At 72.9% G+C, this 24,181-nt stretch carries 23 protein-coding genes; 11 read left to right on the plus strand and 12 right to left on the minus strand.

All coding sequences use genetic code 11. From position 1 onward, the window contains the following. The first annotated feature begins 76 nt into the window (after positions 1-76). A complete protein-coding gene (locus HZF07_RS19650; RefSeq protein WP_157343941.1) occupies positions 77-220 on the plus strand; it encodes a hypothetical protein in 144 nt (47 codons plus the stop codon). 265 nt (positions 221-485) lie between these two features. Here HZF07_RS19650 and HZF07_RS19655 read toward each other — a convergent pair whose 3' ends face one another. Both HZF07_RS19655 and HZF07_RS19660 read right to left on the minus strand, forming a co-directional pair. Next, on the minus strand, positions 486-1,631 hold the full coding sequence (locus HZF07_RS19655) for an acyl-CoA dehydrogenase family protein (RefSeq protein WP_157343942.1): 1,146 nt from the start codon (positions 1,629-1,631) through the stop codon (positions 486-488). Positions 1,632-1,643: 12 nt separating this feature from the next. Then, positions 1,644-2,819, minus strand: a complete 1,176-nt coding sequence (locus HZF07_RS19660; protein WP_157343943.1) for an acyl-CoA dehydrogenase family protein — start codon at positions 2,817-2,819, stop codon at positions 1,644-1,646. Between the two features lie 188 nt (positions 2,820-3,007). On the opposite strand from HZF07_RS19660, the gene HZF07_RS19665 reads away from it, so the two are divergent. Genes HZF07_RS19665 through HZF07_RS19680 form a run of 4 tightly spaced genes read left to right on the plus strand, consistent with a single transcriptional unit; the run spans position 3,008 to position 6,942 of the window. Then, the gene (locus tag HZF07_RS19665; protein ID WP_157343944.1) at positions 3,008-4,240 is read left to right on the plus strand and encodes a hypothetical protein; all 1,233 of its coding nucleotides are present in this window, start codon (positions 3,008-3,010) and stop codon (positions 4,238-4,240) included. Positions 4,241-4,250: 10 nt separating this feature from the next. Next, the gene (locus HZF07_RS19670) at positions 4,251-4,751 is read left to right on the plus strand and encodes a gluconokinase (RefSeq protein WP_157343945.1); all 501 of its coding nucleotides are present in this window, start codon (positions 4,251-4,253) and stop codon (positions 4,749-4,751) included. Beyond that, positions 4,751-6,115, plus strand: coding sequence for a GntP family permease (locus HZF07_RS19675; protein ID WP_157343946.1), 1,365 nt, complete (start codon positions 4,751-4,753; stop codon positions 6,113-6,115). Before HZF07_RS19670 ends, HZF07_RS19675 begins: the two co-directional genes overlap by 1 nt. A 29-nt stretch (positions 6,116-6,144) precedes the next feature. Then, positions 6,145-6,942: a hypothetical protein gene (locus tag HZF07_RS19680; RefSeq protein ID WP_157343947.1), complete on the plus strand. Its 798-nt coding sequence runs from the start codon at positions 6,145-6,147 to the stop codon at positions 6,940-6,942. 1 nt (position 6,943) lies between these two features. On the opposite strand, the gene HZF07_RS19685 is transcribed toward HZF07_RS19680, so the two are convergent. Continuing rightward, a complete protein-coding gene (locus tag HZF07_RS19685) occupies positions 6,944-7,609 on the minus strand; it encodes an EthD domain-containing protein (protein ID WP_181645406.1) in 666 nt (221 codons plus the stop codon). A gap of 26 nt (positions 7,610-7,635) precedes the next feature. Next, positions 7,636-8,823: a glycogen synthase gene (gene glgA / locus HZF07_RS19690; protein WP_181645407.1), complete on the minus strand. Its 1,188-nt coding sequence runs from the start codon at positions 8,821-8,823 to the stop codon at positions 7,636-7,638. Positions 8,824-8,862: 39 nt separating this feature from the next. On the opposite strand from glgA, the gene glgC reads away from it, so the two are divergent. Further along, a complete protein-coding gene (glgC, locus tag HZF07_RS19695; RefSeq protein WP_157343948.1) occupies positions 8,863-10,110 on the plus strand; it encodes a glucose-1-phosphate adenylyltransferase in 1,248 nt (415 codons plus the stop codon). Between the two features lie 5 nt (positions 10,111-10,115). Here glgC and HZF07_RS19700 read toward each other — a convergent pair whose 3' ends face one another. Next, positions 10,116-10,727, minus strand: coding sequence for a mismatch-specific DNA-glycosylase (locus tag HZF07_RS19700; protein WP_157343949.1), 612 nt, complete (start codon positions 10,725-10,727; stop codon positions 10,116-10,118). 38 nt (positions 10,728-10,765) lie between these two features. Here HZF07_RS19700 and HZF07_RS19705 point away from each other — a divergent pair, with 38 nt between their 5' ends. Further along, complete coding sequence (locus HZF07_RS19705) at positions 10,766-11,236, plus strand: hypothetical protein (RefSeq protein WP_157343950.1); 471 nt, start codon at positions 10,766-10,768, stop codon at positions 11,234-11,236. On the opposite strand, the gene HZF07_RS24160 is transcribed toward HZF07_RS19705, so the two are convergent. Next, complete coding sequence (locus HZF07_RS24160) at positions 11,205-12,446, minus strand: phosphodiester glycosidase family protein (protein ID WP_157343951.1); 1,242 nt, start codon at positions 12,444-12,446, stop codon at positions 11,205-11,207. The two genes, HZF07_RS19705 and HZF07_RS24160, sit on opposite strands and share 32 nt — an antisense overlap. Positions 12,447-12,516: 70 nt before the next feature. On the opposite strand from HZF07_RS24160, the gene HZF07_RS19715 reads away from it, so the two are divergent. After that, positions 12,517-13,701 carry a site-specific DNA-methyltransferase gene (locus HZF07_RS19715; RefSeq protein ID WP_181645408.1) on the plus strand — a complete coding sequence of 395 codons (1,185 nt, stop codon included), beginning with the start codon at positions 12,517-12,519 and terminating at the stop codon, positions 13,699-13,701. Here HZF07_RS19715 and HZF07_RS19720 read toward each other — a convergent pair. Together HZF07_RS19720 and HZF07_RS19725 are read right to left on the minus strand one after the other, a co-directional pair. After that, positions 13,698-15,095 (minus strand): WS/DGAT/MGAT family O-acyltransferase, encoded by a 1,398-nt coding sequence (locus HZF07_RS19720; RefSeq protein ID WP_181645409.1) that lies wholly within the window; start codon positions 15,093-15,095, stop codon positions 13,698-13,700. The genes HZF07_RS19715 and HZF07_RS19720 overlap by 4 nt on opposite strands. Positions 15,096-15,147: 52 nt before the next feature. Continuing rightward, complete coding sequence (locus HZF07_RS19725; protein WP_157343953.1) at positions 15,148-16,500, minus strand: serine/threonine protein kinase; 1,353 nt, start codon at positions 16,498-16,500, stop codon at positions 15,148-15,150. 59 nt (positions 16,501-16,559) lie between these two features. Between HZF07_RS19725 and HZF07_RS19730 the strand changes: the two genes are divergently transcribed. Then, entirely contained in the window at positions 16,560-17,669 is a 1,110-nt protein-coding gene (locus HZF07_RS19730; protein WP_181645410.1) for an FUSC family protein, read from the plus strand. Then, on the plus strand, positions 17,666-18,745 hold the full coding sequence (locus HZF07_RS19735; RefSeq protein WP_309504861.1) for a DNA polymerase IV: 1,080 nt from the start codon (positions 17,666-17,668) through the stop codon (positions 18,743-18,745). Before HZF07_RS19730 ends, HZF07_RS19735 begins: the two co-directional genes overlap by 4 nt. On the opposite strand, the gene HZF07_RS19740 is transcribed toward HZF07_RS19735, so the two are convergent. Both HZF07_RS19740 and HZF07_RS19745 read right to left on the minus strand, forming a co-directional pair. Next, the gene (locus tag HZF07_RS19740) at positions 18,742-19,872 is read right to left on the minus strand and encodes a glutamate--cysteine ligase (protein WP_181645411.1); all 1,131 of its coding nucleotides are present in this window, start codon (positions 19,870-19,872) and stop codon (positions 18,742-18,744) included. The two genes, HZF07_RS19735 and HZF07_RS19740, sit on opposite strands and share 4 nt — an antisense overlap. Before the next feature lie 19 nt (positions 19,873-19,891). Beyond that, the gene (locus tag HZF07_RS19745; protein ID WP_198346438.1) at positions 19,892-20,431 is read right to left on the minus strand and encodes a DUF402 domain-containing protein; all 540 of its coding nucleotides are present in this window, start codon (positions 20,429-20,431) and stop codon (positions 19,892-19,894) included. Positions 20,432-20,468: 37 nt separating this feature from the next. Between HZF07_RS19745 and HZF07_RS19750 the strand changes: the two genes are divergently transcribed. Then, a complete protein-coding gene (locus HZF07_RS19750) occupies positions 20,469-21,824 on the plus strand; it encodes a threonine/serine exporter family protein (RefSeq protein WP_157343957.1) in 1,356 nt (451 codons plus the stop codon). Here HZF07_RS19750 and HZF07_RS19755 read toward each other — a convergent pair. Beyond that, complete coding sequence (locus HZF07_RS19755) at positions 21,796-22,638, minus strand: SDR family NAD(P)-dependent oxidoreductase (RefSeq protein WP_157343959.1); 843 nt, start codon at positions 22,636-22,638, stop codon at positions 21,796-21,798. The genes HZF07_RS19750 and HZF07_RS19755 overlap by 29 nt on opposite strands. Further along, positions 22,635-24,134: a flavin-containing monooxygenase gene (locus HZF07_RS19760; RefSeq protein WP_181645412.1), complete on the minus strand. Its 1,500-nt coding sequence runs from the start codon at positions 24,132-24,134 to the stop codon at positions 22,635-22,637. Before HZF07_RS19760 ends, HZF07_RS19755 begins: the two co-directional genes overlap by 4 nt. Positions 24,135-24,181: the final 47 nt, after the last annotated feature.

Here is a 24,181-nt window from a genome sequence, read left to right on the forward strand (position 1 = left end):
CCAGCCACCCTCCAGCGGGGGCGCGCACGATGGGCGTGCTCGCCAAGGTGGCGGGCTGCCCACGAGAGGAAGAGCCATGCGCAACCAGATGATCGAGCGGCGCCAGGCCTGGCGTGCCCTGTCGAGCCAGGACAAGCAGGAGCGGCTGCAGGCGGTCCGCCAGCAGCAGCAGAGACAGATCCAGTTCGAGATGCTCCGGATGTCGGCGCACGTCCGGTGACGCCGCGCGCCGAGGGCCCGGGGCGTCGTACGAGGTGGTCGCTCCGGCGGCCGGTTGGTACGACGTCCCGGGCCCTGCTGCTGTGTGGCCTCGCTGGGGCGTGTGGACGCCGCCGCGGACGTCATACGGTCGGTGTGTCCCCGTGCTCGAACCGTATGACGTCCTCGTGGTGGCTGCGTCGCACCTGACCTGACGGTCGTGATCTCGCCGGTTCGGCGACGCTCAGGTCAGGTACGACGGGGCTCAGACGCGGACGCGAGTGTCGCTACGGCAGCGGGTCGACCTCGTCGTACCCGCTCACGTTCGCGGCCAGCAGCCCCAGGTGGTGGTTGCCGTCGCCGAGCAGGTGGTCGAGCGCGGTGAGCCGGCTGGTGTAGGAGCCGATGGAGTACTCGGCCGTCATGCCGATGCCGCCGTGCAGCTGGATCGCCTCCTGGCCGATGTGCCGGCCGGCCCGGCTGACGCCGAGCGAGGCGCGGGCGGCCGCGACCGCGGCGTCCTCGCCGCCCTGCGAGTCGAGCACCATCGAGGCCCAGGTCGCCAGGCTGCGCGCCTGCTCGAGCGAGACGTACATGTCGGCGGCCCGGAAGGTGAGCGCCTGGAAGGTGTTGAGCGGTACGCCGAACTGCTTGCGGCTCTTGAGGTAGGCCGCGGTGGTCTCGAGCGAGAACTCCATCGCGCCCACGGCCTCGTTGCAGGCCGCGATCCGCGCGATGTCGAGCACCCGGGCGATGATCCCGCTGCGGTCGCCCGCCTCGTCGCCGAGGAGGTCGGCAGGGGTGTCGGCGAACGTCACCTTCGCGGCGCGGCCGCCGTCGTGGGTGCGGTAGCCGTCACGGGTCAGGCCCGGCGCCTCGGCGGTCACCACGAAGAGCCCGGTGCCGCCGTCGGGGAGCGCGGCGGAGACGATCAGCAGGTCGGCGCGCGCCCCGCCGAGCACCGGCTCCTTGACGCCGGCGAGCGTCCAGCCGTCGTCGCTCTGCGTCGCGGTCACCGCCGATGCGGTCGGCTGCCAGCGCGAGCCCGGCTCGGCGTGCGCGAACGCGAGCACCGACGCACCGGAGGACAGGTCGCCGAGCAGCCCGACCTTCTGCTCGTCCGAGCCGGCCGCGGCGACCAGGCCACCGGCGAGCACCACGGACGTCAGGAACGGCTCGGGCGCGAGCACGCGACCGAGCTCCTGGGCGACGATGCCGATCTCGACGGCGCCGGCGCCCATGCCGCCGTGCTCCTCGTCGAACGGCAGCCCGAGGATGCCCATCTCGGCGAGCTGGGTCCACACCTTCTCGCTGAAGCCGGGGTCCTCGGCGACGGTCCGCCGCCGGGACTCGAAGTCGGAGTAGGCCCTGCCGACCAGGCCGCGGACGGCCTCGCGCAGCGCCTGCTGCTCCTCGTCGTAGTTGAAGTCCATCTCGGAGCCTCCTCAGAGTCCCAGGATCGTGCGGGCGATGATCTGGCGCTGCACCTCGTTGGAGCCGCCGTAGATCGATGCCTTGCGGAAGTTGAGGTACGTCGGGGTCGCGCGGCGCGTCCACCAGGGCAGGTCGGAGTCGTCGCCGGCGCCGCTGGCGATCGAGGCCGGGCCGGCCAGGTCGACGGTCAGCTCGGTGACCGCCTGCTGCAGCTCGGAGCCCTTGAGCTTGAGCACCGACGACGCCGGGTGCGGCTTGCCGTCGGCGGAGTGCGCGACCACGCGCAGCGCGGTGAGCTCGAGGGCGAGGAGCTCGTTCTCGAGCTCGACGATGCGGGTGGAGACCAGCGGGTCGTCGAGCAGCGTGGTGCCCTCACCCGTGGAGATCGTGGCGGCCCACTCCTTGGCCTGCGCGAGCGCGCGCTTGGTGGCGCCCACGGGGGCGACGCCGACGCGCTCGTTGCCGAGCAGGAACTTCGCGTAGTCCCAGGCGCGGTCCTCCTCGCCGACGAGGTTCTCGACCGGCACGCGGACGTCGGTGAACCACACCTCGTTGACCTCGTGGCCGCCGTCGATCAGCTCGATCGGGCGGACCTCGACGCCGGGGGAGGTCATGTCGATGAGCAGCATCGAGATGCCCGCCTGCTTCTTCACCTCCGGGTTGGTGCGCACGAGCGTGAAGATCCAGTCGCCGTACTGACCGAGCGTCGTCCAGGTCTTCTGGCCGTTGACGACGTACTCGTCGCCGTCGCGGACCGCGCGGGTCTTCAGCGACGCGAGGTCGGAGCCGGCGTCGGGCTCGGAGAAGCCCTGCGACCACCAGATGTCGAGGTTGGCGGTCTTGGCGAGGAAGCGCTCCTTGAGCTCCTGGGAGCCGAACGCCGCGATCACCGGGCCGATCATCGAGGCGTTGAAGGCGAGCGGCTGCGGGACGAACGCGCGCTGCATCTCCTCGTGCCAGATGTGCCGGCGCAGCGGGCTCCAGTCCTGGCCACCCCACTCGACCGGCCAGTTCGGCACGGCCAGCCCGGCGGCGTTGAGGATCTGCATGCTCTCCACGAACTGCTCGCGGGTCAGCTCGCGTCGCTCGGCGACGGCGTCGCGGATCTCCTGCGGGATCTTCGTGGTGAAGAACTCCCGCATCTGGTCGCGGAACTCGGCGTCCTCCGCCGACAGCGCCAGCTGCATCGATGTACCTCCTGGGTCGTACCGGGACTCCTCACATCATGCCGCAATCACAAAGCGACCGCTCAGTAGGTTCGGGCCGGATGAACGGATGGGGGAAGTTTGGGAAACCGGACGGCCGGTTTCGCGGGATCCGACGTAGCCTGAGGACCGGGGCAGTTCTCGGGACGAGGAAAGGGTTGAGGATCGCAGTGCGACGGGGAGTGGTGGTGACGGCCACGGCGCTTGCCGCGATGGCCGCCGGGACGCTTCCGGGAGCCACCGCCGCCGGCGACGCGACCGTGACCGTGCGCGGGTTCGACCTCGCCGGCCTCGCCCAGACCCGCCTCAACGTCGTCGGCTGCGCGAGCGTGTTCAGTCGCTCGGGCCAGCCGCCGCGACCGGCGATCGGCGTGGTGCCGGGCGGCCCCGCCGGCAAGCGCAGCCTGGCGCTCACCACGGTCGCCGGCGACGCGGCCGGGCCGATCAGCTATGCGTCGGCCGTGGCCGCCGCTCCGCCCGCTGCGATGTCGGTGCGCGCCGAGCTGCCGACCACCGGCGTCGGGTACGTCGGCTACCAGGCCCCTGCCGACGCCGGCACCAACCGGATGTGGGTCGGCCGCACCGACCTCTCCGTCCCGGGCGGCGCCTGGACGGACGTCAGCCTCGCCGATGCCGCGTTCACCTGGGTCCAGTACGACATGGGCACCCGCCAGCAGCTCGCCGGACCCGTCGCGGCCACCCCGGTCGCGGCCTTCACCGCGTCGCAGGGTGGTGATGGCTACGGCTTCTACGCGCTCGGCTTCGGCTGCGAGGGTCGCGAGTTCAACACCGACGCCTGGCACATCGGCAGCACCACCTACGACTTCGAGGGGTACGCCGCGGCCGTCGCCGGCGGCGAGGACGTCACGATCGCGCCCGGCGGGTCGGCGACCCTGTCGGCACAGGTCAGCAGCGACGGTCCCGCGCCGCGGCTCGTGCTGGAGGCGAAGAACTCCGACGGCGACTGGGGAGCGGCCCCCGACCAGCCGCGGCCCGGGGCGACCTCGGTGCAGGTGTCGCCCGACGCGGACACGACGTACCGCTGGAAGATCTACAGCACCCCGATGGTCGAGGCGGTGAAGGGCCAGGACCACACGGAGCCCTTCACGGTCACCGTCGCGGCGCCCGACCCCACGACCGACCCCACGACCGAGTCGCAAGCGCCCGACCGTCAGCCCGCGGAGCAGCAGGCGAAGCAGCAGCCGAAGCAGGAGGCGAAGGCCCCGGCCGCGCCCGCACCGGCGGCGGCCAGCCCCACCGAGGCTGCCGCCGATCCGGAGCCACCCGCCCCGGCGGCGAGCGAGGCCCCCGCACCGGCCGAGACGGCGCCGGCGCCGGCCGGGAACACGCAGCCCACCGAGGCCACGCCGTCGACCGACCCGTCGGAGACGCCCGCCGGGTAACGTGCCGAGCATGCGTCCCCTCGTGGTGATGGGTGTCTCGGGCTCGGGCAAGTCGACGGTCGGCGCCGCACTGGCGCAGCGGCTGCGCGTGCCGTTCGAGGACGCCGACGACCTCCATCCCTCCGCCAACATCGCCAAGATGAGCCGCGGTGAGCCGCTCGACGACCACGACCGCTTCCCGTGGCTCGCGCTCGTCGGGGAGTGGCTCGCCGTGCACGAGGACGGCGGGGTGATGAGCTGCTCCGCCCTCAAGCGGAAGTACCGCGACCAGATCCGCGGGGTGGCGCCGAACGTGCGGTTCCTCCTGCTCCACGGCACCCCGGAGGTGATCGCGGCCCGGCAGGCGGCGCGGCCCGGCCACTTCATGCCCGCGTCGCTCCTCAGCTCGCAGTTCGCGACGCTCGAGCCGCTCGAGCCCGACGAGGACGGCGTCGTCCTCGACGTCGACCAGAGTGTCGATGCGATCGTGCAGGGGTACGTGGACCTCATGTCACGCAACGAGGACCGCTGATGGACGTCGTCGAGCCGGTTGCGGCCGGCTGGCAGCTGATCACCGCCGCTCTCGCCGGCATCGCCCTGATCGTCGTGCTGATCACGGTGGTGAAGGTCCACCCGTTCCTCGCGCTCATCCTCGGTGGCCTCACCGTCGGCGTCGTGGCGGGCGAGAATCTCGGCGGCGACGACGGCGTGCTGGTCTCCTTCACGCTCGGGTTCGGCACGACCGCGGCCGGCGTCGGCGCGCTGATCGCGCTGGGCGCGATGTTCGCGAAGCTGCTCGCCGACTCCGGCGGCGCCGACCAGATCGTCGACACGATCGTCGGGCGGGCATCCCGGCGCATGCTCCCCTGGGCGATGGCCGCCGTCGGCGCGATCATCGGCCTGCCGATGTTCTTCGAGATCGGCCTCGTGCTGCTGATGCCGGTGATCTACCTCGTCTCGAGGCGGGCGCAGATCTCGCTGATCACCGTCGGCATCCCGGCGCTCGCCGGCCTCTCCGCCATGCACGGCTTCGTGCCACCGCACCCGGGCCCGGTCACCGCGATCGACTACCTCGGCGCCGACCTCGGCGTCACCCTCGCGCTCGGCATCCTGGTCGCGATCCCGACGATCATCGTCGCGGGGCCGCTCTTCGGCTCCCTCGCCGGCCGGTGGGTGGTCCTCGAGGCGCCCGCCACGTGGGACACCCAGGAGCGCGAGCAGAGCGCGCGCCCGTCGTTCGGGGTCACGATCGCGACCGTGCTGCTTCCGGTCGTGCTCATGCTCGGCAAGGCCGTGGCCGACATCGTCATCGACGACGAGGACAACACGGTCCAGCAGGTCTTCGACGTGATCGGCAACCCCTTCGTGGCGCTGCTGATCTCGGTGCTGGTCGCGATGCTGACCTTCGGCGTGGGCACCGGCATGGACCGTCAGACGATCTCCGACACGGTCGGCAGCTCTCTCGGTCCGATCGCGGCCATCCTGCTGATCGTCGCCGCGGGTGGCGGATTCAAGCAGGTGCTCGTCGACACCGGCATCGGCACGCTGCTCGCCGACTGGGCGACGGGCGCGAACGTGTCGGTGCTGCTTCTCGCCTGGGTGATCGCGGTGCTGATCCGCCTGGCCACCGGCTCCGCGACGGTCGCGACGATCACCGCGAGCTCGCTGATGGTCAGCCTGGTCCAGGGCATGTCGACCGGCGAGACCTCGCTCGTCGTGCTCGCGGTGGGCGCCGGCTCGCTCTTCTTCTCGCACGTCAACGACGCTGGCTTCTGGCTGGTCAAGGAGTACTTCGGCATGACGGTCGGCCAGACCATCAAGACGTGGTCGCTGATGGAGACCGTGCTCTCCGTGACCGGTCTGGTCGTGGTGCTGATCCTCGGGATCTTCATCTAGCGACCGCCGGAGCCACTAGCGTGCGACGGGTGAGCACGCCGGACCGGCGAGCCCGGGACAGGGACCGCGACGCAGCGATCGAGCTGGTCGAGGCGGCCTGCGCTGCTGGACGGATCGTCGAGATGGACCGGGACCTGCGGGTGGCGGAGCTGCGCCGGGCCGGGACGATGGCGGAGATCGAGGTCCACACCCGCGACCTGCGGCCGGCGGCGTCCGACGAGGATCGCTACCCGACCCTCGCCGAGGTCTCGGCGCGCAGCGGGAAGCTGCCCAAGGCGGTGTGGGTCATCCCGTTGGTGGCCGTGCTCGTGGTCGCCGCCTCCATCGTGGGCGCCCTGGTCGCGTTCACCGACGTCTCCCAGACGGCCAGGGAGGCGACCGGGCTCGACGGCGACCCGTCGGCGGACGTCCTCAGCGTCGACGGGTACGCCGACCTGGTGGCCGCCGTCGAGGAGCAGAGCGGCGGCACCGAGGCGTTCGACGCCGTGCTCTACCCCGAGTACGCCGTCGTGTCGCTGCCCGTCGACGCCCGGACCCAGCGCTACCGGTCGTGGTACTGGGACGGCAGCGCGCTGGCCACGTCCAGCCAGGGCACCGCGTCCTCGCCGCGCTTCGACCTGGCCGCCGTCGACCCGGCCGTCCTGGTCGACCTGGTCGAGCAGGTGCAGGGTCTGGTCGAGGACCCGGCGTCCTGGTACGTGATCGTCCGGGCTCCCGACGACGGCGGCGCGATGATCTGGGCCTACGCGAGCAACGAGTTCGCCGAGACGGCGTACCTCGGCGCGAGGCCGGACGGCACGATCACCTACGACTCGACGAAGCAGTGAGTCAGGACAGGTCGTAGAGGTAGCGCGCGGTCGGCACCAGGTCGAGGTCGCGGTCGGCGCCGATCCGGCCGACGCTCTCCATCAGCACGCCGACCCGGCGGCCGAGGTCGGCGTCGTCGCCGCCGCTGCCGTAGAAGGCGTGCATGTCGGTGACCGCCTCGATCGGGAAGTGCTCCTCGACGATGCCGTCCACGACCGGCGCGCTCTCGGTCACCGGCCGCTCGACGATGTTCTGCACGTAGCCGAAGGTGGCCTGGGTCCGGATCCCCACCGCGGTGTGCTCGGTCATCCAGCGGCGCAGCCACTCCGCCCGGTCGAGCTCGGCGGGCCGGCGCAGCACCGCCATGTTGGCGAGCCCGTCGGCGCGGCGGCCGTCCCAGTGCTCCGGCGGGTCGAGGCGGCGCCGCTCGTCCACGGCGTACCCCGCCACCCGGCCGACGTCGGCGAGCACCGCGGCGACCGGTCCGGGGTCGGTGTCCCAGACGCTGACGAAACCACCGATCGGGTCGGCGAGGTGGTCGATGCGCATCGCCGCCTCGACCAGCTCGTCGGGGACGTTGACCTGCAGGCGTCGTACGCCGGCGGCGGCGAGCCGCTCGTGCAGCACGCCGTCGCGGAGTCGCGTCGGGAGCTCGTCACCCCAGAGCGCGAAGATCACCTTGCTCACGAGGCCACACCGTAGGGCATCCGCGTTCAGAGCACCGACCGGTAGACCTCGACGGTCCGCTCGGCGATCGCCGCCCACGAGAAGGCCGCGATCGCCCGCTCGCGGCCGGCCCGGCCCATCGTCGCGGCGCGGTCGGGATCGGTGACGACCTCGGTGAGCGCCGCCGCGAAGTCGGCGACGTAGCGGTCGGGGTCGAGCGGGGTGCCGGTGCCGTCGCCGGCCTGCTCGATCGGCACGAGGAGGCCGGTCTCGCCGGGGACGACCACCTCGGGGATGCCGCCGGTGGCGGTCGCGACGACCGCCGTCTCGCACGCCATGGCCTCGAGGTTGACGATCCCCAGCGGCTCGTAGATCGACGGGCACGCGAACGCCGTGGCAGTGGTCAGCAGCGCGGTGACGTCCGCGCGCGGCAGCATCTCCGGGATCCAGACCACGCCGCTGCGGGTCGCGCGCAGGCCGTCGACGAGCGCCTCGACCTCCGCCATGATCTCCGGGGTGTCCGGCGCGCCGGCGCAGAGCACGATCTGCACGTCGGCGGGCAGTGCGGCGCAGGCGCGCAGGAAGAGCGGCAGCCCCTTCTGCCGGGTGATCCGGCCGACGAAGACCACCGACGGCCGGTCGGGGTCGACGCCCAGCTCACGCACCCGGTCCGGGTCGCGGCGGGGCGCCCAGTCATCGGTGTCGATGCCGTTGTGCACGACGTGCACCCGCGCCGGGTCGACGGCCGGGTAGGACGCCAGGACGTCGTCGCGCATCGCCGCCGAGACGGCGATGACGGCGGCGGCCGACTCGTACGCCGTGCGCTCGGCCCACGACGACACGGCGTACCCGCCGCCGAGCTGCTCGGCCTTCCACGGCCGCAGCGGCTCGAGCGAGTGCGCGCTGACCACGTGCGGGACGCCGTACATCAGGGAGGCGAGGTGCCCGGCGAGGTTGGCGTACCAGGTGTGCGAGTGCACGAGCTCGGTGCCGGCGCAGCCGTCGGCGATCGCCAGGTCGACACCGAGGGTGCGCAGTGCGGCGTTGGCGCCCGCGAGCTCGGCGAGGTCGGCGTACGACGCGGTCAGGGGCTCGTCACGCAGCGCGCCGAACGCATGCACGTGCGCCTCGACGTCCGACCGGGCGCGCAGGGCCCGCACGAGCTCGGCGACGTGGACACCGGCGCCTCCGTAGACCTCAGGTGGGTACTCCTTGGACAGGACGTCGACTCGCACGCTCCCGAACCTACTCGTCTGCCCACTAGGTTGGTCACCATGGCGCTCAGCTCCAGGAAGAAGGTCCTCGCGATCGTGCTTGCGGGCGGCGAGGGCAAGCGCCTGATGCCGCTGACGGCGGATCGCGCCAAGCCGGCCGTGCCGTTCGCCGGGATCTACCGGCTCATCGACTTCGCGCTGTCGAACGTCGTGAACTCCGGCTACCTCAAGATCGTCGTCCTCACGCAGTACAAGTCGCACAGCCTCGACAAGCACGTCACCCAGACCTGGCGGATGTCGACGATGCTCGGCAACTACGTCGCGCCGGTGCCGGCCCAGCAACGGGTCGGCAAGCACTGGTACCTGGGCAGCGGCGATGCGATCTACCAGTCGCTCAACCTGCTCCGCGACGAGCGACCCGACATCGTGGTCGTCGTCGGCGCCGACCACGTCTACCGCATGGACTTCTCCCAGATGGTGCAGGCCCACGCCGACAGCGGCGCGGCGTGCACGGTCGCGGCGATCCGGCAGCCGATCGAGATGGCCGACCAGTTCGGCGTCATCGACGTGCACCCCGACGACCCGGGCAAGATCCGGGAGTTCCTCGAGAAGCCGAGGAACCCCGTCGGCCTTCCCGACAGCCCGGGCGAGGTGCTCGCCTCGATGGGCAACTACGTCTTCGACGCCGACGCCCTCGTCGAGGCGGTCACCCGCGACGCGACGGAGATCGGCTCCAAGCACGACATGGGCGGCGACATCGTGCCGGCGTTCGTGCGCCGCCAGCAGGCGGGCGTCTACGACTTCAAGGACAACGACGTGCCGGGCTCGACCGGCCGCGACCGCGACTACTGGCGCGACGTCGGGACGCTCGGCTCCTACTTCGCCGCGCACATGGACGTGGTCTCCCCGCTGCCGATCTTCAACCTCTACAACTTCGAGTGGCCGCTCTACACGTCGTACGGTCCGCAGCCCCCGGCCAAGCTGGTGCAGGGCGCGGCCGGCGAGAAGGCCCGGGTCGACGAGGCCGTCCTCTCGCCCGGGGTGCTGGTGACCGGCGGCAAGGTGAAGCGGTCGGTGCTCTCGCCGGCGGTCCGGGTCGACGCCGGGGCCGAGGTCGTCGGCGCGGTGCTGATGAACGGCGTCCACGTCGGCCCCGGCGCGATCGTCCGCAACGCGATCATCGACAAGAACGTCGTCGTCCCGCCCGGCGCCCGCCTCGGCGTCGACCCGGAGGAGGACCGGGCGCGCGGGTTCGTGGTCGAGGACGGCCTCACGGTGCTCGGGAAGGACCAGTTCTTCCGGGCGTAGGAATGTCAGTCGCCGACCGGCAGGACGAGGCCAGCGGCGCGGGCGGCGTCGGCGTACGCCGTGGCGAGCGACGCGGCCGTCTCGTGGGCGTTGAGCCCGCTGGGGTTCGGCACCACCCACAGCTCGGCACCCGCGAGCGGTTCCGGCTGCCGGCCCAGCGCGGCCCGACGCACGCCGAACGCGGTGCGGTACGCCGTGATCCCGGCGACCGCGACCACCCGCGGCGAGGTGCGCCCGACCGTCGCCAGCAGCTCCTCGCCCCCGGCCCGGAGCTCGGCGTCACTCAGCTCCGAGGCGCGCGCGGTGGCCCGGCGCACCAGGTTGGTGATGCCGATGCCACGGCCGCGGAGGCGGGCGCGGTCGGCGTCGTCCATGCCGTCCGACGGGCTGATCGGCTCGGTGATGATGCCGGCGCGCAGGAGCGCGGGGTAGAAGCGGTTGGCCGGGTGTGCGAAGTGCGTCTGGGTCGCCGCCGTCCACAGACCGGGGTTGATGCCCACGAAGAGCAGCCGCAGCGGCGGGTCGCCGGGTCCGGGCAGCAGGTCGGGGACCTCCGCGTCGCGGAAGGTCTCGAGCTCGGCACGGGTGAAGCGGGCCACGGGCGGCAAGCCTGCCATGCGTGGAACCCACGACCGGCGGCTACCGTCCGATCACCATGCGACGAACACTCGGGATCCTGGTGCTGCTGCTCGGCCTGGCCGGCTGCGGCGATGGCGAGCCGTCGCGCGGCGACGTCCAGACGGACCCCACGCCGGAGATCACCCAGGTGGACCTGCTGACGGGCACCGCGGCCGGCGGCTCGGTCACGAGCACAGCGACGGTGCTGCCGGACGACGCGGCCGTGCAGGACTACGCCGCGCAGTTCCGCAACGACGAGCTCGGCGGCGAGGTCGTCGCGGCCGCGGACGACGCGGACGTGCCCGACGGGCAGCAGCTCGCGGCTGCTGTGGTCGCGGTCGGGTGCGAGGTGCCGACCGACGTCGAGGGGACCTACGACGGCGGAGCGGTGCAGGTCAGCGCGACCGTGCCGCGCTCGGACAGGCAGTGCCTCGCGCCGATCACGTCCGTGGCGCTGATGCTGGTGCCCGACTGGATCAGTGGCGCGCCGCAGGCGGGCGGTAGATGACCTCGAGCGCGTTGGTGACCCGGCGCTCCGAGCCGTCCGACGGCGAGTTGAGCACCGTGCTGACGCCGCCCGGGGGAGTGCCGACCATGGTCGACGAGCCACCGCCGTCGAAGTTGAGCGCCTCGTCGGCACCGAGGTCGATCATGAGGTTGGCGAGGTCGACCATCGTGTAGCCGCTGCTCGACTCGCTGCGGCCGTCGATGACCACCATCAGCACGAGGCCGGTGTCGTGGTCGATGCCGATCGCGGTCCGCGGGTGCAGCTCCCGGTTGTCGGCGACCTTGACGACGCCGTCGTCGACGAGCAGCTTGTTGCCGGTGACCGCGACCTTCGGCTGGCCGTAGAGCCAGGCGCTGGTGCGCACCCGGTCGCCGGGCTTGAGGGCGGCGAGCTGCCGGGCGCCGACGCCGCGGCCGATCAGCAGCCGACCGGTGACCGGCTTGTCCGCCTTGAGCGCGCGCCGGACCCGCTCGACCTTGCCGCGGTTGATCCAGACCGCCCGCACGCCCTTCTTCTGGCCCTGGGTCATCCGGTAGCCCGCGGTCCTGCCCCAGGCGCGGGTGTAGAGGCCGACGCTGTCGGCCGGGACGGAGGGCTGGTTGAGCCCGGTGACCGCGATCTCGGGGTGGTTGAGGATCTTGACGGTCATCGGCAGCTCGCCGATCTGCGGCCGGCCCTGCTTGTCCAGGTAGAACGCGGAGTTCCAGCCCGAGCTGCGACCGTGGAGCAGGCCGCGCTGCCGGTCCTGGCCCAGCCCGAGGGGTGCGCCGGTGCGGCCGATGTCGAAGAAGTCGGCGTTGACGCCGGCGACCGCGCCGTCGACGGCCAGGATCTCCCGGACGGTCTTGACCCGGCGTACCGAGCCGGCGTCGGCGTAGTCGAGCCGGACGCCCGGTGCCTTGGGGTCGATCACCAGCAGGTGGGCCTGCGCCGCGCGGACGGCGTCGATCTGCGTCCAGGTGCTGTAGGTGACGCCGGGGACGACCTGCCAGCTGGTGCCCTCGATCCGGTAGGACCGGCCGCGCGCGGACACCGGCGGGGCGATCCAGCCGGGCTGGTTGTCGGAGGTGTGCTGCGGGCGGTCGGCGCCGCTGGCGCTGCGTCCGGACCGGTCGTCGGTCCCGCCGCGGGGGTCGCCCGCGAGAGCCGGTCCGCTCCCTGCGAGGACGCACGCGACCAGCCCTGCCGTCATCAACACCCGAGCTCGCACCTGCCCCAGGGTAGGAGGTGCGTGGGCGCGCCCCCCGCAACGGCGCTCGTGTGTCTCTAGTCTCAGCGGTGTGGGAGAGCCGTGGAACCTCTTCGTCGAGGGGGACAACCTCGACGTGCTCCCCGCGGTCCCGTCGCTCCTCGGGCGCCCCGTGGACCTGGTCTACATCGACCCGCCCTACAACACGGGCAACGACTTCGCCTACCGCGACGACTTCCGGGCGGACGGGTCGCGGCGCAGCCGGCACCAGGCCTGGGTGGCGATGATGCGTCCCCGCCTCGAGGCGGCGCGCGCCGTGCTCGCCGACACCGGGGCGATCTTCGTGAGCATCGACGACAACGAGGTCGCGCACCTGCGGCTGCTGATGGACGAGGTGTACGGCGAGGAGAACCTGCTCGCGCAGGTCGTCGTCAACCTCAACCCCAAGGGGCGCCAGCTCGGCCGAGGCTTCGCCACCAGCCACGAGTACGTCCTCGTCTACGCGAAGGACGCCCGGTGCACGCTGCTCGACGCCAGCAGCCCCGACGCCGTCGACGAGCGCGACTTCCCGCTGGTCGCGCCCGACGGACGCCGGCACCGGCTGCTGCCGCTGCGCAACACCAACAAGAAGTTCAACCCGCTGACGGCGCGCACCCTGCACTTCGCCGTGTGGGGGGACCCCGAGACGGGCCGGGTGAGCACGGCGCCGTTCCCCGGCGCCCAGGAGGTCGCGCCGGTCTTCGGCGACGGCACGGCCGCGGTGTGGCGGTGGAGCCGCCCGCTCATCGACCAGCGGCCGGACGACCTCGTCTGCCGCGTCGTCAAGGGCAGGACCGGGGAGCGCGTGGACGTCTACCAGCGCGACTGGCTGCTGCGCGACGAGCCGGGCGGCCGGCGCAAGAAGCTGCGCACGATCTGGCTGGCGGAGGAGATCGGGTCCACCGACACCGCGGTCGCCGAGCTCAAGGAGCTCGTGGGCCACGTCTTCGAGTCTCCGAAGCCCACCGGCCTCGTCCGCCGCATGCTCGGCACCATGCCCGACGACGCGCTGGTGCTGGACTTCTTCGCCGGCAGCGGCACGACCGGGCACGCGGTCGCGCTCCAGAACGCCGACGACGGCGGCACCCGCCGCTGCCTCAGCATCAACTCCGCCGAGCCGACCCGCCCCGGGTCCAACGCGCACGCCGCCGGGCTCCGCACCGTCGCCGACATCACCCGGGCCCGGCTGCGCGCGGTGGCCGATACGGTCGGCGGCGGCTTCGAGGAGCTCAGCTAGACGCCGGCCGCCAGCTCCAGCGCGCTGAGCTCGTCGTCGAGGTGCGTGAGCAGCCGCTGCAGCCGCGGCACCGTGCGCCGGCAGCCGATCAGCCCGAACGACAGGCGCCCGTCGTACGACGTGCAGGTGATGTTGAGCGCCATCCCGTGGATCGGGATCGAGAGGGGATAGGTGCCGGTGAGCCGTGCGCCGTTCCAGTAGTGCGCGCTGCGCGGGCCGGGCACGTTGCTGATCACCAGGTTGTACGGCGGCCGCACGAACCCCTCGACCCGCAGCATCGGCGCCAGGATGGCCGGCGCCTGGCCCAGCGCACTCATCGCGAGGATCTGGGTCGGGGTCATCGTGGAGAGCGCCTGCTTGCCGTCGCTCATCGACGCGTGGATGGTGATCAGCCGGTCGACCGGGTCCGCCAGGTCGGTGCCGAGCTGGCACATCACCGAGCCGACCGCGTTGCCGCCCTCCGTCGACGCCAGGTGCGAGTCCTTCGCGTTGAGGCCGACCGGCACCATCGCGACGAGCGGCGCGTCGGGGAGCGCGTCGAGCTCGATCAGGTAGGCGCGCACTGCGCCGCTGCACATCGCCAGCACGACGTCGTTGATCGTCGTCCCGGTCGCCTTGCCGATCGCCCGCAGCCGCTCGATCGGCCAGTCCTGCGCGGCGAAGCGCCGGGAGCCGGTGATCCGCTGGTTGAACATCGTGCGCGGCGCGCGGAGCGAGACCGCGGAGGTCTCGTTGCGCACGCTGCGCGTCATCGTCCGGGTGAAGGCCGACGGCATGCCGGCGGCCTCGGCGGCGATGCCGAGCGCGGAGCGGACCGTGCGGACGGGCAGCTCGGACAGGGGGACGGGCTCCGCCGGCGGGCGCGGGGCCCGGCGGGTCGCGGCGTCCCAGGGCGCCGGCATCCCGGTGCGGGTCGGGTCGGTCGTCAGCACGCTCTGCAGCAGCCGCATCGCCGAGACGCCGTCGACCAGGGCGTGGTGGGTCTTCGTGTAGAGACCGACCCGGTTGTCGCGCAGCCCCTCGATGATCGTCGCCTCCCACAGCGGCCGCTCCCAACCGAGCCGGGTCGCGTGCATGCGCCCCGAGAGCTCGAGGAGCTCGCGGATCCGCCCGGGCTTCGGGAGTGCGGCGTGCCGGACGTGGTGCTCGATGTCGAACTCGTCGTCCTCGACCCAGACCAGCTGGCCCGCCGTGGTCAGCGACCGGTGGGGCCGCTTGAGGAAGAGCGGTGCCACCTCGCTGACGTCGCGCATCGACTCGTACATCTCGCGCGCGTAGCCGCGCCCCGCGCCCTCCGGCCTCTCGAAGAGGTGGAGTCCGCCGACGTGCATCGGCATGCTGCGGTTCTCGGCGAGCAGGAACCCGGCAGCGGTGGGGTCGATCAGGGAGGCCACGCTGCACTATCGCCGCTGGTGGCGGTCGCCACAACCACCTGGGCTCCCGACGTCAGTGTCCGTGCTTCGGACCGTGACCCTTCCCGTGGCCCTTCGCCTTGCCGGGCTTGGCCTTCGCAGGTGCCGGTGCGGGCTTCGGCTTCGCCTTCGGCGTGGGCGCCGGTGGCGGAGCGGACGTCGTGGCCACGGAGGTGGGGGCCGGAGCCGGAGGCGGCCCGGTCGACACCCGCAGCACCACGAGCGGGTCGTCGTCGCCGGGGTAGGGGCCCGGGGCCGGGTCCTGGGCCAGCACGCGCCCGGCGGGCGCGGCGTCGTCGACCCGGCGTACGTCGACCTCGAACCCGGCCGCCCGCAGCTCCTGTCGCGCGGCCGAGAGCCGGTCGCCGCGCACCGACGGCACGGCGAGGTCGGCGGCTGCGGGTGGGGTCGCCGGGTCGCCGTCGAGCGCGACCGCGACGATCGCGCCGGCGACAAGCAGGACGGCCCCAGCGCACGCCACCGCGATCGCCCGCGGTCGGCGTAGTCGGCGCGGTCGGTCGTGGGACGGGGCGGGCAGCGGCCCGGTCGCCGGGTCCGTCAGGTGGTCGACGACGGTCCGCGCGTCGGGCCGCCGCGCCGGCTCCTGGTCGAGCATCGCGCGCACGAGGTTGCGCAGGTCCGCCGGCACGGACCCGGGCAGCGGCGGCGCCCCGTCGGTGACGTGGGCGAGCGCGGTGGCCACGTGGGTCTCGCGGTCGAAGGGTGAGGAGCCGGTCAGGCACCGGTAGGCGATCACGCCCAGGGCGTAGACGTCGGAGGCGCCGGTGGCGCGTTGGCCGCGGACCTGCTCGGGGCTCAGGTAGGCGGCGGTGCCGATGATCTCGCCGGTGCGCGTCATCGGATCGACCTCGTCGGAGCGCGCGATGCCGAAGTCGACGATCACCGGTTGCCCGGTGTCGGGGAGCAGGATGTTGGAGGGCTTCAGGTCGCGGTGCACGATCCCGGCGGCGTGCGCGGCCGCCAGCGCGTCCGCTACCTTCCCCACCAACGACCGGACGCGGTCGGCTGGCAGCGGGCCGCTCTCGCGCAGCACCTCCGAGAGCGGACGTCCGGGGACGAGCTGCATGACGACGTACGGCGTCACCCGTCTGTCGCGCTGCTCCTCGCCGTAGTCGTAGATCGCGACGATCCCCGGGTGCCGCAGGGCGCCGGCGAAGCGTGCCTCCGCCCGGAGCCGGGCGCGCTGGACCTCGTCCTCGGCGTCGTCCGCGTGGCGATCGGCGTGCAGCAGCTTGATCGCGACGACCCGGTCGAGGACCTCGTCGTGGGCCAGGTGCACGCTGCCCATGCCGCCGGCGCCGATGCGTTCGAGCAGTCGGTAGCGGCCGGCGAGCAGGGCGGCGTCGTCCGCCAGCGAACCGGTCATGGGCTTCCGTTACCCGGCGGGTGGCCTCGCGAACCTCACCCCCATGGCAGGATCGCAGCGTGGAGGCGGGACCGCTCGACCGGATGTGGAGCCTGGGCCGCACCTCCGCGCGGGCACGGGTCACCCGCTGGCGCTCGAAGTGGTGGCACATCGGCCAGTGCGCGATCGCGGCCGGCGTGGCGTGGTTCGTCGCCGCGGACCTCTTCGGCCACCCGATGCCGTTCTTCGCGCCGGTCGCCGCGGTCGTCTCCCTCGGCACGTCGTACGGCCAGCGGCTGCGCCGGGTCGTCGAGGTGACGATCGGGGTCGCCGTCGGCGTGTTCCTGGCCGACCTGCTCGTGGTGGTGCTGGGCTCGGGCGGCTGGCAGATCGCGTTGATCGTCGCGCTGGCGATGTCGGCGGCGCTGCTGCTCGACGGCGGCCAGCTGCTCGTCACCCAGGCGGCCGTGCAGTCGATCGTGGTGGCCGCCCTGGTCCCCGACCCCGGCGCGGCCTTCACCCGCTGGTCCGACGCGGTGATCGGCGGCGCGGTGGCGCTGGTCGCGGCCACCGTGGTGCCGGCGGCGCCACTGCGCCGGCCGCGCGAGCAGGCGGCCGTCGTGGTGCGCAAGATCGCCGCGCTGCTGCGCGCCGCGGCCACGGTCATGGTCGACGGCGAGGCCCAGCCGGCCCTCGACCTCCTGGCCGACGCCCGCTCCACCGACTACCTGATCCGCGAGCTCCAGGACGCCGCCGCCGAGGGCCTGTCCGTGGTGACCTCGTCGCCGTTCCGGATCCGGCACCGCGGTGACGTGCGGTCGATGTACGAGCTGGTGGAGCCGCTCGACCGGGCGCTGCGGAGCACCCGGGTGCTGGTGCGCCAGACCGCCGTCGCCGCCTACTTCCGGCGGCCCATCCCGCGGGCGTACGCCGAGCTCACGTCCGGCCTCGCCGACGCGGTCGACCTCGCCGCCGCCGAGCTCGCCGCCGACCGGATGGCCTCGGCCGCGCGGCCGGCGCTGCTCGAGATCGGCGAGGCGACCGGACGGGTCGCGCGCAGCGAGATCCTGGCCGCCGAGGCCGTGCTCGCCCAGCTGCGGTCGGTCGTCGTCGACCTGCTCATGGTCTCCGGCCTCGACCAGCTCGAGGCGACCGACGCGCTGCCCCCGCCGAGGTCGATCGAACCGTGAGCCGGCCCGACCAGCCCTGGATCCTGCACGTCGACCTCGACCAGTTCCTCGCCGCCGTCGAGGTGCTCCGTCGCCCGGAGCTCGCGGGGCTGCCGGTCGTCGTCGGCGGTCGCGGCGACCCGACCGAGCGCGGGGTCGTCTCGACGGCGTCGTACGAGGCGCGTGCGTTCGGCGTCGGCTCCGGCATGCCGCTGCGGATCGCGGCCCGCAAGTGCCCGGACGCGGTGTTCCTGCCGGTCGACAGGGACGCCTACGACGAGGCGTCCGCCCAGGTCATGGCGGCACTGCGCGGACTCGAGTGGGGCGGCGTGCCGGTGGTGCTGGAGGTGCTCGGCTGGGACGAGGCGTTCCTCGCCGCAGGGGAGGGGCACGGCGACCTCGGCGACCCGGCGGCGTTCGCCGTGCACCTGCGTGCCGCGGTGCTCGAGGCCACCGACCTCCACTGCTCGGTCGGCATCGGCGACACCAAGCTCCGCGCCAAGATCGCCACCGACCTCGGCAAGCCACGCGGGGTCTACGTCCTGACGGCCGAGAACTGGTTCGAGGTCATGGGCGACCGGCCGACGACCGCGCTGTGGGGGATCGGCGCCAAGACCGGCAAGAAGCTGGCCGCGCTCGGCATCGACACCGTCGCGCAGCTCGCAGCGGCCGACGCGCGGGTGCTCGCCGCGGAGCTCGGGCCGACGATGGGGCCCTGGTACCACCGGCTCGGCCGCGGCGCCGACACCAGCCCGGTCGACGCGACCCCGTGGGTGCCGCGGGCGCACGGACGCGAGGAGACCTTCCAGCAGGACCTCGACGACCCGGCCGAGGTCGCCGCCGCCGTACGCCGGCTCACGCGCCGCGTGGTCGACGACATCGATCGCGAGGGCCGGCCGGCTGCGCGGGTCGGGCTGAAGATCCGGTTCGCGCCGTTCTTCACCTCCAGCCGCAGCCTGACCCTGCCGGCCGCCAGCAACGACCCGGACCTGCTCGCCGATGCGGCCGTCTCCCTGCTCGAGCGGCTCGACCTGGACCGGCCGGTGCGGCTGCTCGGCGTACGACTGGAGATGGTGCCGCCCGAGGGCGGCTACTAGCGCAGGCTGTCGCGCAGCTCGGCGACGACCGCGTCGACGACGGCGACCAGGTCGCCCTCGTGCTCGGCCGCGACCGCCCGCTGCCGCTGGTAGGAGGCGCCGCGCCGCGGGATGTCGGCGACCGAGGCCAGCTCCGCGGAGCAGCCGAGCCGCTCGGCGACCGGTGCGAGCCGCTCCAGCAGGTCGGCGAGGTCCTCGGTCACCAGCCGCTCCTCGCTGGCGGCGTTGGTGATGATGATCGCGTCGAGGCCGTAGCGCGCGGCCCGCCACTTGTTCTCCTGGTGGTGCCAGGGCGGCATGGTGGGCAGCGTCTCCCCGGCGGCGAGCCGGGTGTCGAGGTCCACGACGAGGCAGTGCATCAGGGCGACCAGTGCCGACAGCTCGCGGAGCGTGGACACGCCGTCGCAGATCCGGTTCTCCAGCGTGCCGAGGTGCGGAGCGGGCCGCACGTCCCAGCGGATCTCGGAGAGCACCTCGATCACGCCGGTGGTCAGCTGGTCGTGGGCGAAGGACTCGAACTCGGCCCACTCCGCGAACTGGAAGGGCAGCCCGGCGGTCGGCAGCTGCTGGAACATCAGCGCCCGGTTGGAGGCGTAGCCGGTGTCCAGCCCGGCCCAGATCGGCGAGGACGCCGACAGCGCCTGCAGGTGCGGGTAGTAGTTGAGCAGCGCGGAGAGGACCGGCATCACCCGGCGCTGGTCGGGGAGGCCGACGTGCACGTGCACGCCCCAGATCAGCATCTGCCGGCCCCACCACTGCGTCCGGTTGATCAGCTCCTCGTAGCGGTGCCCCTCGGTGAGCTGCTGCACGGTCCAGGACGCGAAGGGATGGGTGCCCCCGCCGTACAGGTCGAGGCCGAGGTCGTCGCCGGCGGGCAGCACGGCCCCGAGCGTCTCGCTCAGGTCGGCCACCGCCTCGGCGACCGTGTGGCACACGCCGGACACGACCTCGACGGTGTTGCGCAGCAGCTCCTTGTGCAGCTTGGTGGGGTCGGCCAGCCGGGGCTTGGCGCGCGCGAAGAGATGGTTGGCGTCGTTGCGCAGGTCACGGGTCCCGCGGTCGACGAGAGCGAACTCCCACTCCACGCCGAGCGTCGGCTCGGCAGAGCCGTGGAAGTCGATGCGCACGCCCCCAGGGTTCCACAGCTCAGCCGCCGGCAATCTCGCCGACCCGGGCGAGCCAGGCCGCCGCCGCCCCGTCGTACGGCGTCCGCCCGCCGGAGACGGCCGCCTCGACCTGCCGGCACGACGCGAGCGCGGCCTCGACGACCTCGTCCGGGTAGCCGAAGCGCACCCGGTGGTCGGCGAACTCGTCCTCGTCGTCCACCCACACCCGCCCGGTCGGCCCGCACACCACGTCGAGGTCGAGGTCGACGGCACGCAGCACCGCGCCGTCCCACCGTGGTGGCGTCGTGATGTCGACGTAGACGCGCACCGGTCCACCCGTGTCGTGGAACGTCGCGAGCCAGCCGCGCGCGGACGCCGGTCCGGGCGGCGGGGCGAGGCCGACCTGGGCCGTGGGGGCCACGTAGGTGACGCCCGGGCGGGTCATCACCGTGCTCTGCGGGATCCCCAGCCAGTCGCCGTGCTCGTCGGTGCCGAGGAAGGTCGCCTCGAACTCCCAGTGCGGCCGGTCGACCCACTTCGACATCACGACGCGTACGGCGGTGCCGGGCGACAGGCTCACGTGACCTGTGTACCAGTCGGCTGCCACGATGTGCGGCATGGCGGAGGCGCGCGAGCTCAACCTGACGCTGGACTTCTGCCTGCGGGTCGGCGAGGTGCTGCTGTCATCCGGCGCGGGCGCCGCCGACGTCACCGCGACCATGCAGGCGCTGGCGTGGCAGCTGGGCGTCAAGAACGTCGAGGTCGACGTGACGTTCACGTCGCTGGCGATGGGCTTCCAGCCGGACCCCGAGGAGCCGGCGTTCGTGCTGATCCGTCAGGTCAAGCAGCGGGAGATCGACTACGCCGACCTGACCGAGGTCGACCACCTGGTCCGCGACGTGCTGCGGGGGGACGCCGACCTCAAGGAGGCACGGCAGCGGCTGGCGCGGATCGTGTCGTCCGGCCACCCGGTGCCGCGCTGGGCGGCGACCCTCGGCTGGGGCGCGATGTGCGCCGGTGTCGGCCTCCAGTTGGGCGGCGGCCTCGCCGTCGTCGCGATTGCGTTCGTCGCGGCGGTGGCCATCGACCGGCTGCTGCTGGTGATGGCCCGCCGCCGGCTGCCGTTCTTCTACCGTCAGGTCGCGGGCGGGGCGGTCGCGGCACTGATCGCGGTCGCCGGTGCGGCCTTCCTCGACGACCTCGACCTGTCGGTGGTCGTCACCGCGAACATCATCATGCTGCTCGCCGGCATCGGGTTCATGGGTGCCCTGCACGACGCGCTGTCGGGCTTCTACGTCACCGCCGGGGCCCGGCTCACCGAGGCGCTGCTCGCGACCGCGGGGATCATCGCCGGCGTCAGCGGCGGCCTCCAGGTCGGCACCGCCTTCGGGGTCGACGTGGGCCGGCTCGAGCCGGGCGCGGTCGCCGACCTCGGGCAGGCGTCGGCGCTGGCGTTCGGTGCGGCGGTCTGTGCGGCGTCGTTCGGCTTCGCGTCCTACGCCCCGTGGCGGGCGCTGCCGCCGATCGGCCTCATCGCGGCCGTGGCGATCCTGATCAGCCAGTCCGCCGAGGCGACGAGCAGCCTGGGGCGGGCGTGGCCGACCGCGGTGGCCGCGTTCTTCGTCGGCCTGGTCAGCTACGGCATCTCGGCGCGCCTCAAGGTGCCGCCCCTGGTCGTGGTCGTGCCGGCGATCGTCCCGATGCTGCCGGGTCTGTCGATCTACCGCGGCCTCAGCCTGCTCACCGAGGGTCCTGCGGCGACGTCCGAGGGGCTGCTGGCGATCATCACCGCGGCCGCCGTCGCGCTGGCGCTCGCCGCTGGCGTGATCCTGGGCGAGTACGTCGCGCAGCCGCTGCAGCGCGAGGCGCGCCGCCTCGAGAGCCGGCTGGCGGGACCGCGGCTCGTCGGCCCCCTCCGGATCCGGCCGCCGAAGCCGAAGCGGGTCAGACGATCGTCGTCCTCGGAGGCATGACCTTGCGCGCGCTGCGCGCGACGATGTCCTGGTAGCGCGACCCGGTCAGCTTCGCGAGCTGGTGCACCGCGTGCGCGTCGATGCCGACCAGCACGCGCGCCTTGTCCTTCTCGACCCCCGCCACGATGATCTCCGCGGCTCGCTCGGGCGTCATCCGGGCCAGCTTCTCGTCGAAGAGCCGCGCGGTCTCGGCCTTGTCCTCCTTGGCCGACACCCGGGCGTTGCGGGCGATCGCGGTCTTGATGCCGCCCGGGTGCACGACGGTCACCCCGACGCGGTGGCCGGCGACCAGCATCTCCTCACGGATCGCCTCGGTCATCCCGCGCACGGCGTACTTGGCGGCGTTGTACATGCTCTGCCCGGGCATCGACACCAGCCCGAACAGCGAGGAGATGTTGACCAGGTGGCCGTCGCCGGAGGCGATGAGTTGCGGCAGGAACTCCTTGGTGCCGTTGGCGACGCCCCAGAAGTTGATCCCCATGATCCACTCCATGTCGGGGTACTCGAGGTCCTCGAAGTCGCCGGCGAGCGCGACGCCGGCGTTGTTGACCACCACGTTGACCCGGCCGAAGTGCGCGACGACCTCCTCGGCGTACGCCGTGAACGCCGCGCGGTCGGCGACGTCGAGGTGGTCGGACCGCACCTCGCGCACGCCGGCCCGCTCGAGCAGGCGGACCGTCTCGGCGAGCCCGGCGTCGTCGACGTCGGAGATCGCCAGTCGCGCGCCGCGCGCGGCGAGGTTCTGTGCGAGCGCCCGGCCGATGCCGGAGCCGGCACCGGTGATGACGACGACCCTGTCGTGGAAGTTCTTCATGAGGTGGCCTCCCGGCGCACGTCGTAGGCGTCCGGGTCGAAGCGGGCGAGCTCGCGCCGGAACGTGACGGTCGACTTCGGCCAGAGCGTCGTGTTGCGGCCGTGCTCGTCGAGGTACCAGCTGTCGCAGCCACCGCGGGTCCACACGGTGCGCTGCATGCGCCGCTGCAGGTTGGCGTTCCAGCGCTGGAACGCGCGCCGCCGCGGCTCGACGGCCGCCCAGCCGCGCTCGCGGAGCGTGCGGACCGCGTCGCGCAGGTAGGCGACCTGCGCCTCGATGATGAACACCATGCTGGTGTGGCCCTGGCCGGTGTTGGGGCCGACGAGCATGAAGAGGTTCGGGAAGCCCGGCACGGTGGTGCCCTTATACGCCGCCATGCCGTCGTCCCGCCAGACGTCGGCGAGCGTGCGGCCGGCCGTGCCGGTGACGTGCTCGGTCACCGGCAGCTCGGTCGTCCAGAAGCCGGTCGCGACGACGATGACGTCCACCGCCCGCTCCACGCCGTCGGCGGTGACGATCGCGTCGCCGGTGACCTTCGCGATCGGGTCGGTGACCAGCTCGGTGTTGTCGGCGGCGAGCGCGGGGTAGTAGGTGTTCGACCGCAGGATCCGCTTGCACCCGATCGCGAACCGCGGCGTGACCTTGGCGCGCAGCGCCGGGTCCTCGATGCCCTTGCGGATGTTGGCCTCCGCCGCCTTCTGGGCCGGCAGCGCGATCTTCGGCTCGAGGGTGAACGCCGGCACGTAGCCCTCGTGCGCCCAGTAGATGCCGGTCCGGTAGAGCCGGCCGAGCGCCGGGAAGCGGCGCAGCGCCCGCCGCTCGAGCGCGCCGTACCGCCGGTCGTTGCGGGGGATGACCCAGGGGGCCGTGCGCTGGTAGACGTCGAGGTGGGCGGCCACCTGCTGCATCTCCGGCACGATCTGGATCGCCGAGGCGCCCGTGCCGATCACCGCGACCCGCTTGCCGGCCGGGTCGACGGAGTGGTCCCAGCGCGCGGAGTGGAACACCTCGCCCTGGAAGGTCTCGATGCCCTCGATCTCGGGCAACCGCGGCTCGGAGAGGCCGCCGGCACCGAGCGTGAGGGTGCGGGCGGAGATCGTGCGCGGGCCGGCGGGGCCGGTGACCGTCACCGTCCAGCGCGCGGCCGCGTCGTCCCAGGTCGCGTCGTCGAACGACGTGTCGAACTCGAAGCGGTCGAGCGTGCCGGAGCGGGTCGCGACGTCGCGGAGGTACTGCTGGATCTCCGGCCCCGGTGAGTAGCTCATGCTCCACTCCGGGTTGGGGGCGAAGGAGAAGGAGTAGAGCTGGCTCGGCACGTCGCAGGCCGCACCCGGGTAGGTGTTGTCGCGCCAGGTGCCGCCGACCTCGCCGGCCTTCTCGACGACGAGGAAGTCGCGCTCGCCGTCCTCGTCGAGCTTGATCGCGGCGCAGAGTCCCGCGAAGCCGGCCCCGACGATGAGATGGTCGACCTGCCGGGCATGGGTGGGGGCACTCACGCCGCGACCGTACTTCCCTTATTGAACGACCGTCAATAGAGTGAGGA

The sequence above is a fragment of the Nocardioides agri genome, from assembly GCF_013778305.1.
In the GTDB taxonomy this organism is placed as follows: Bacteria; Actinomycetota; Actinomycetes; order Propionibacteriales; family Nocardioidaceae; genus Nocardioides; species Nocardioides agri.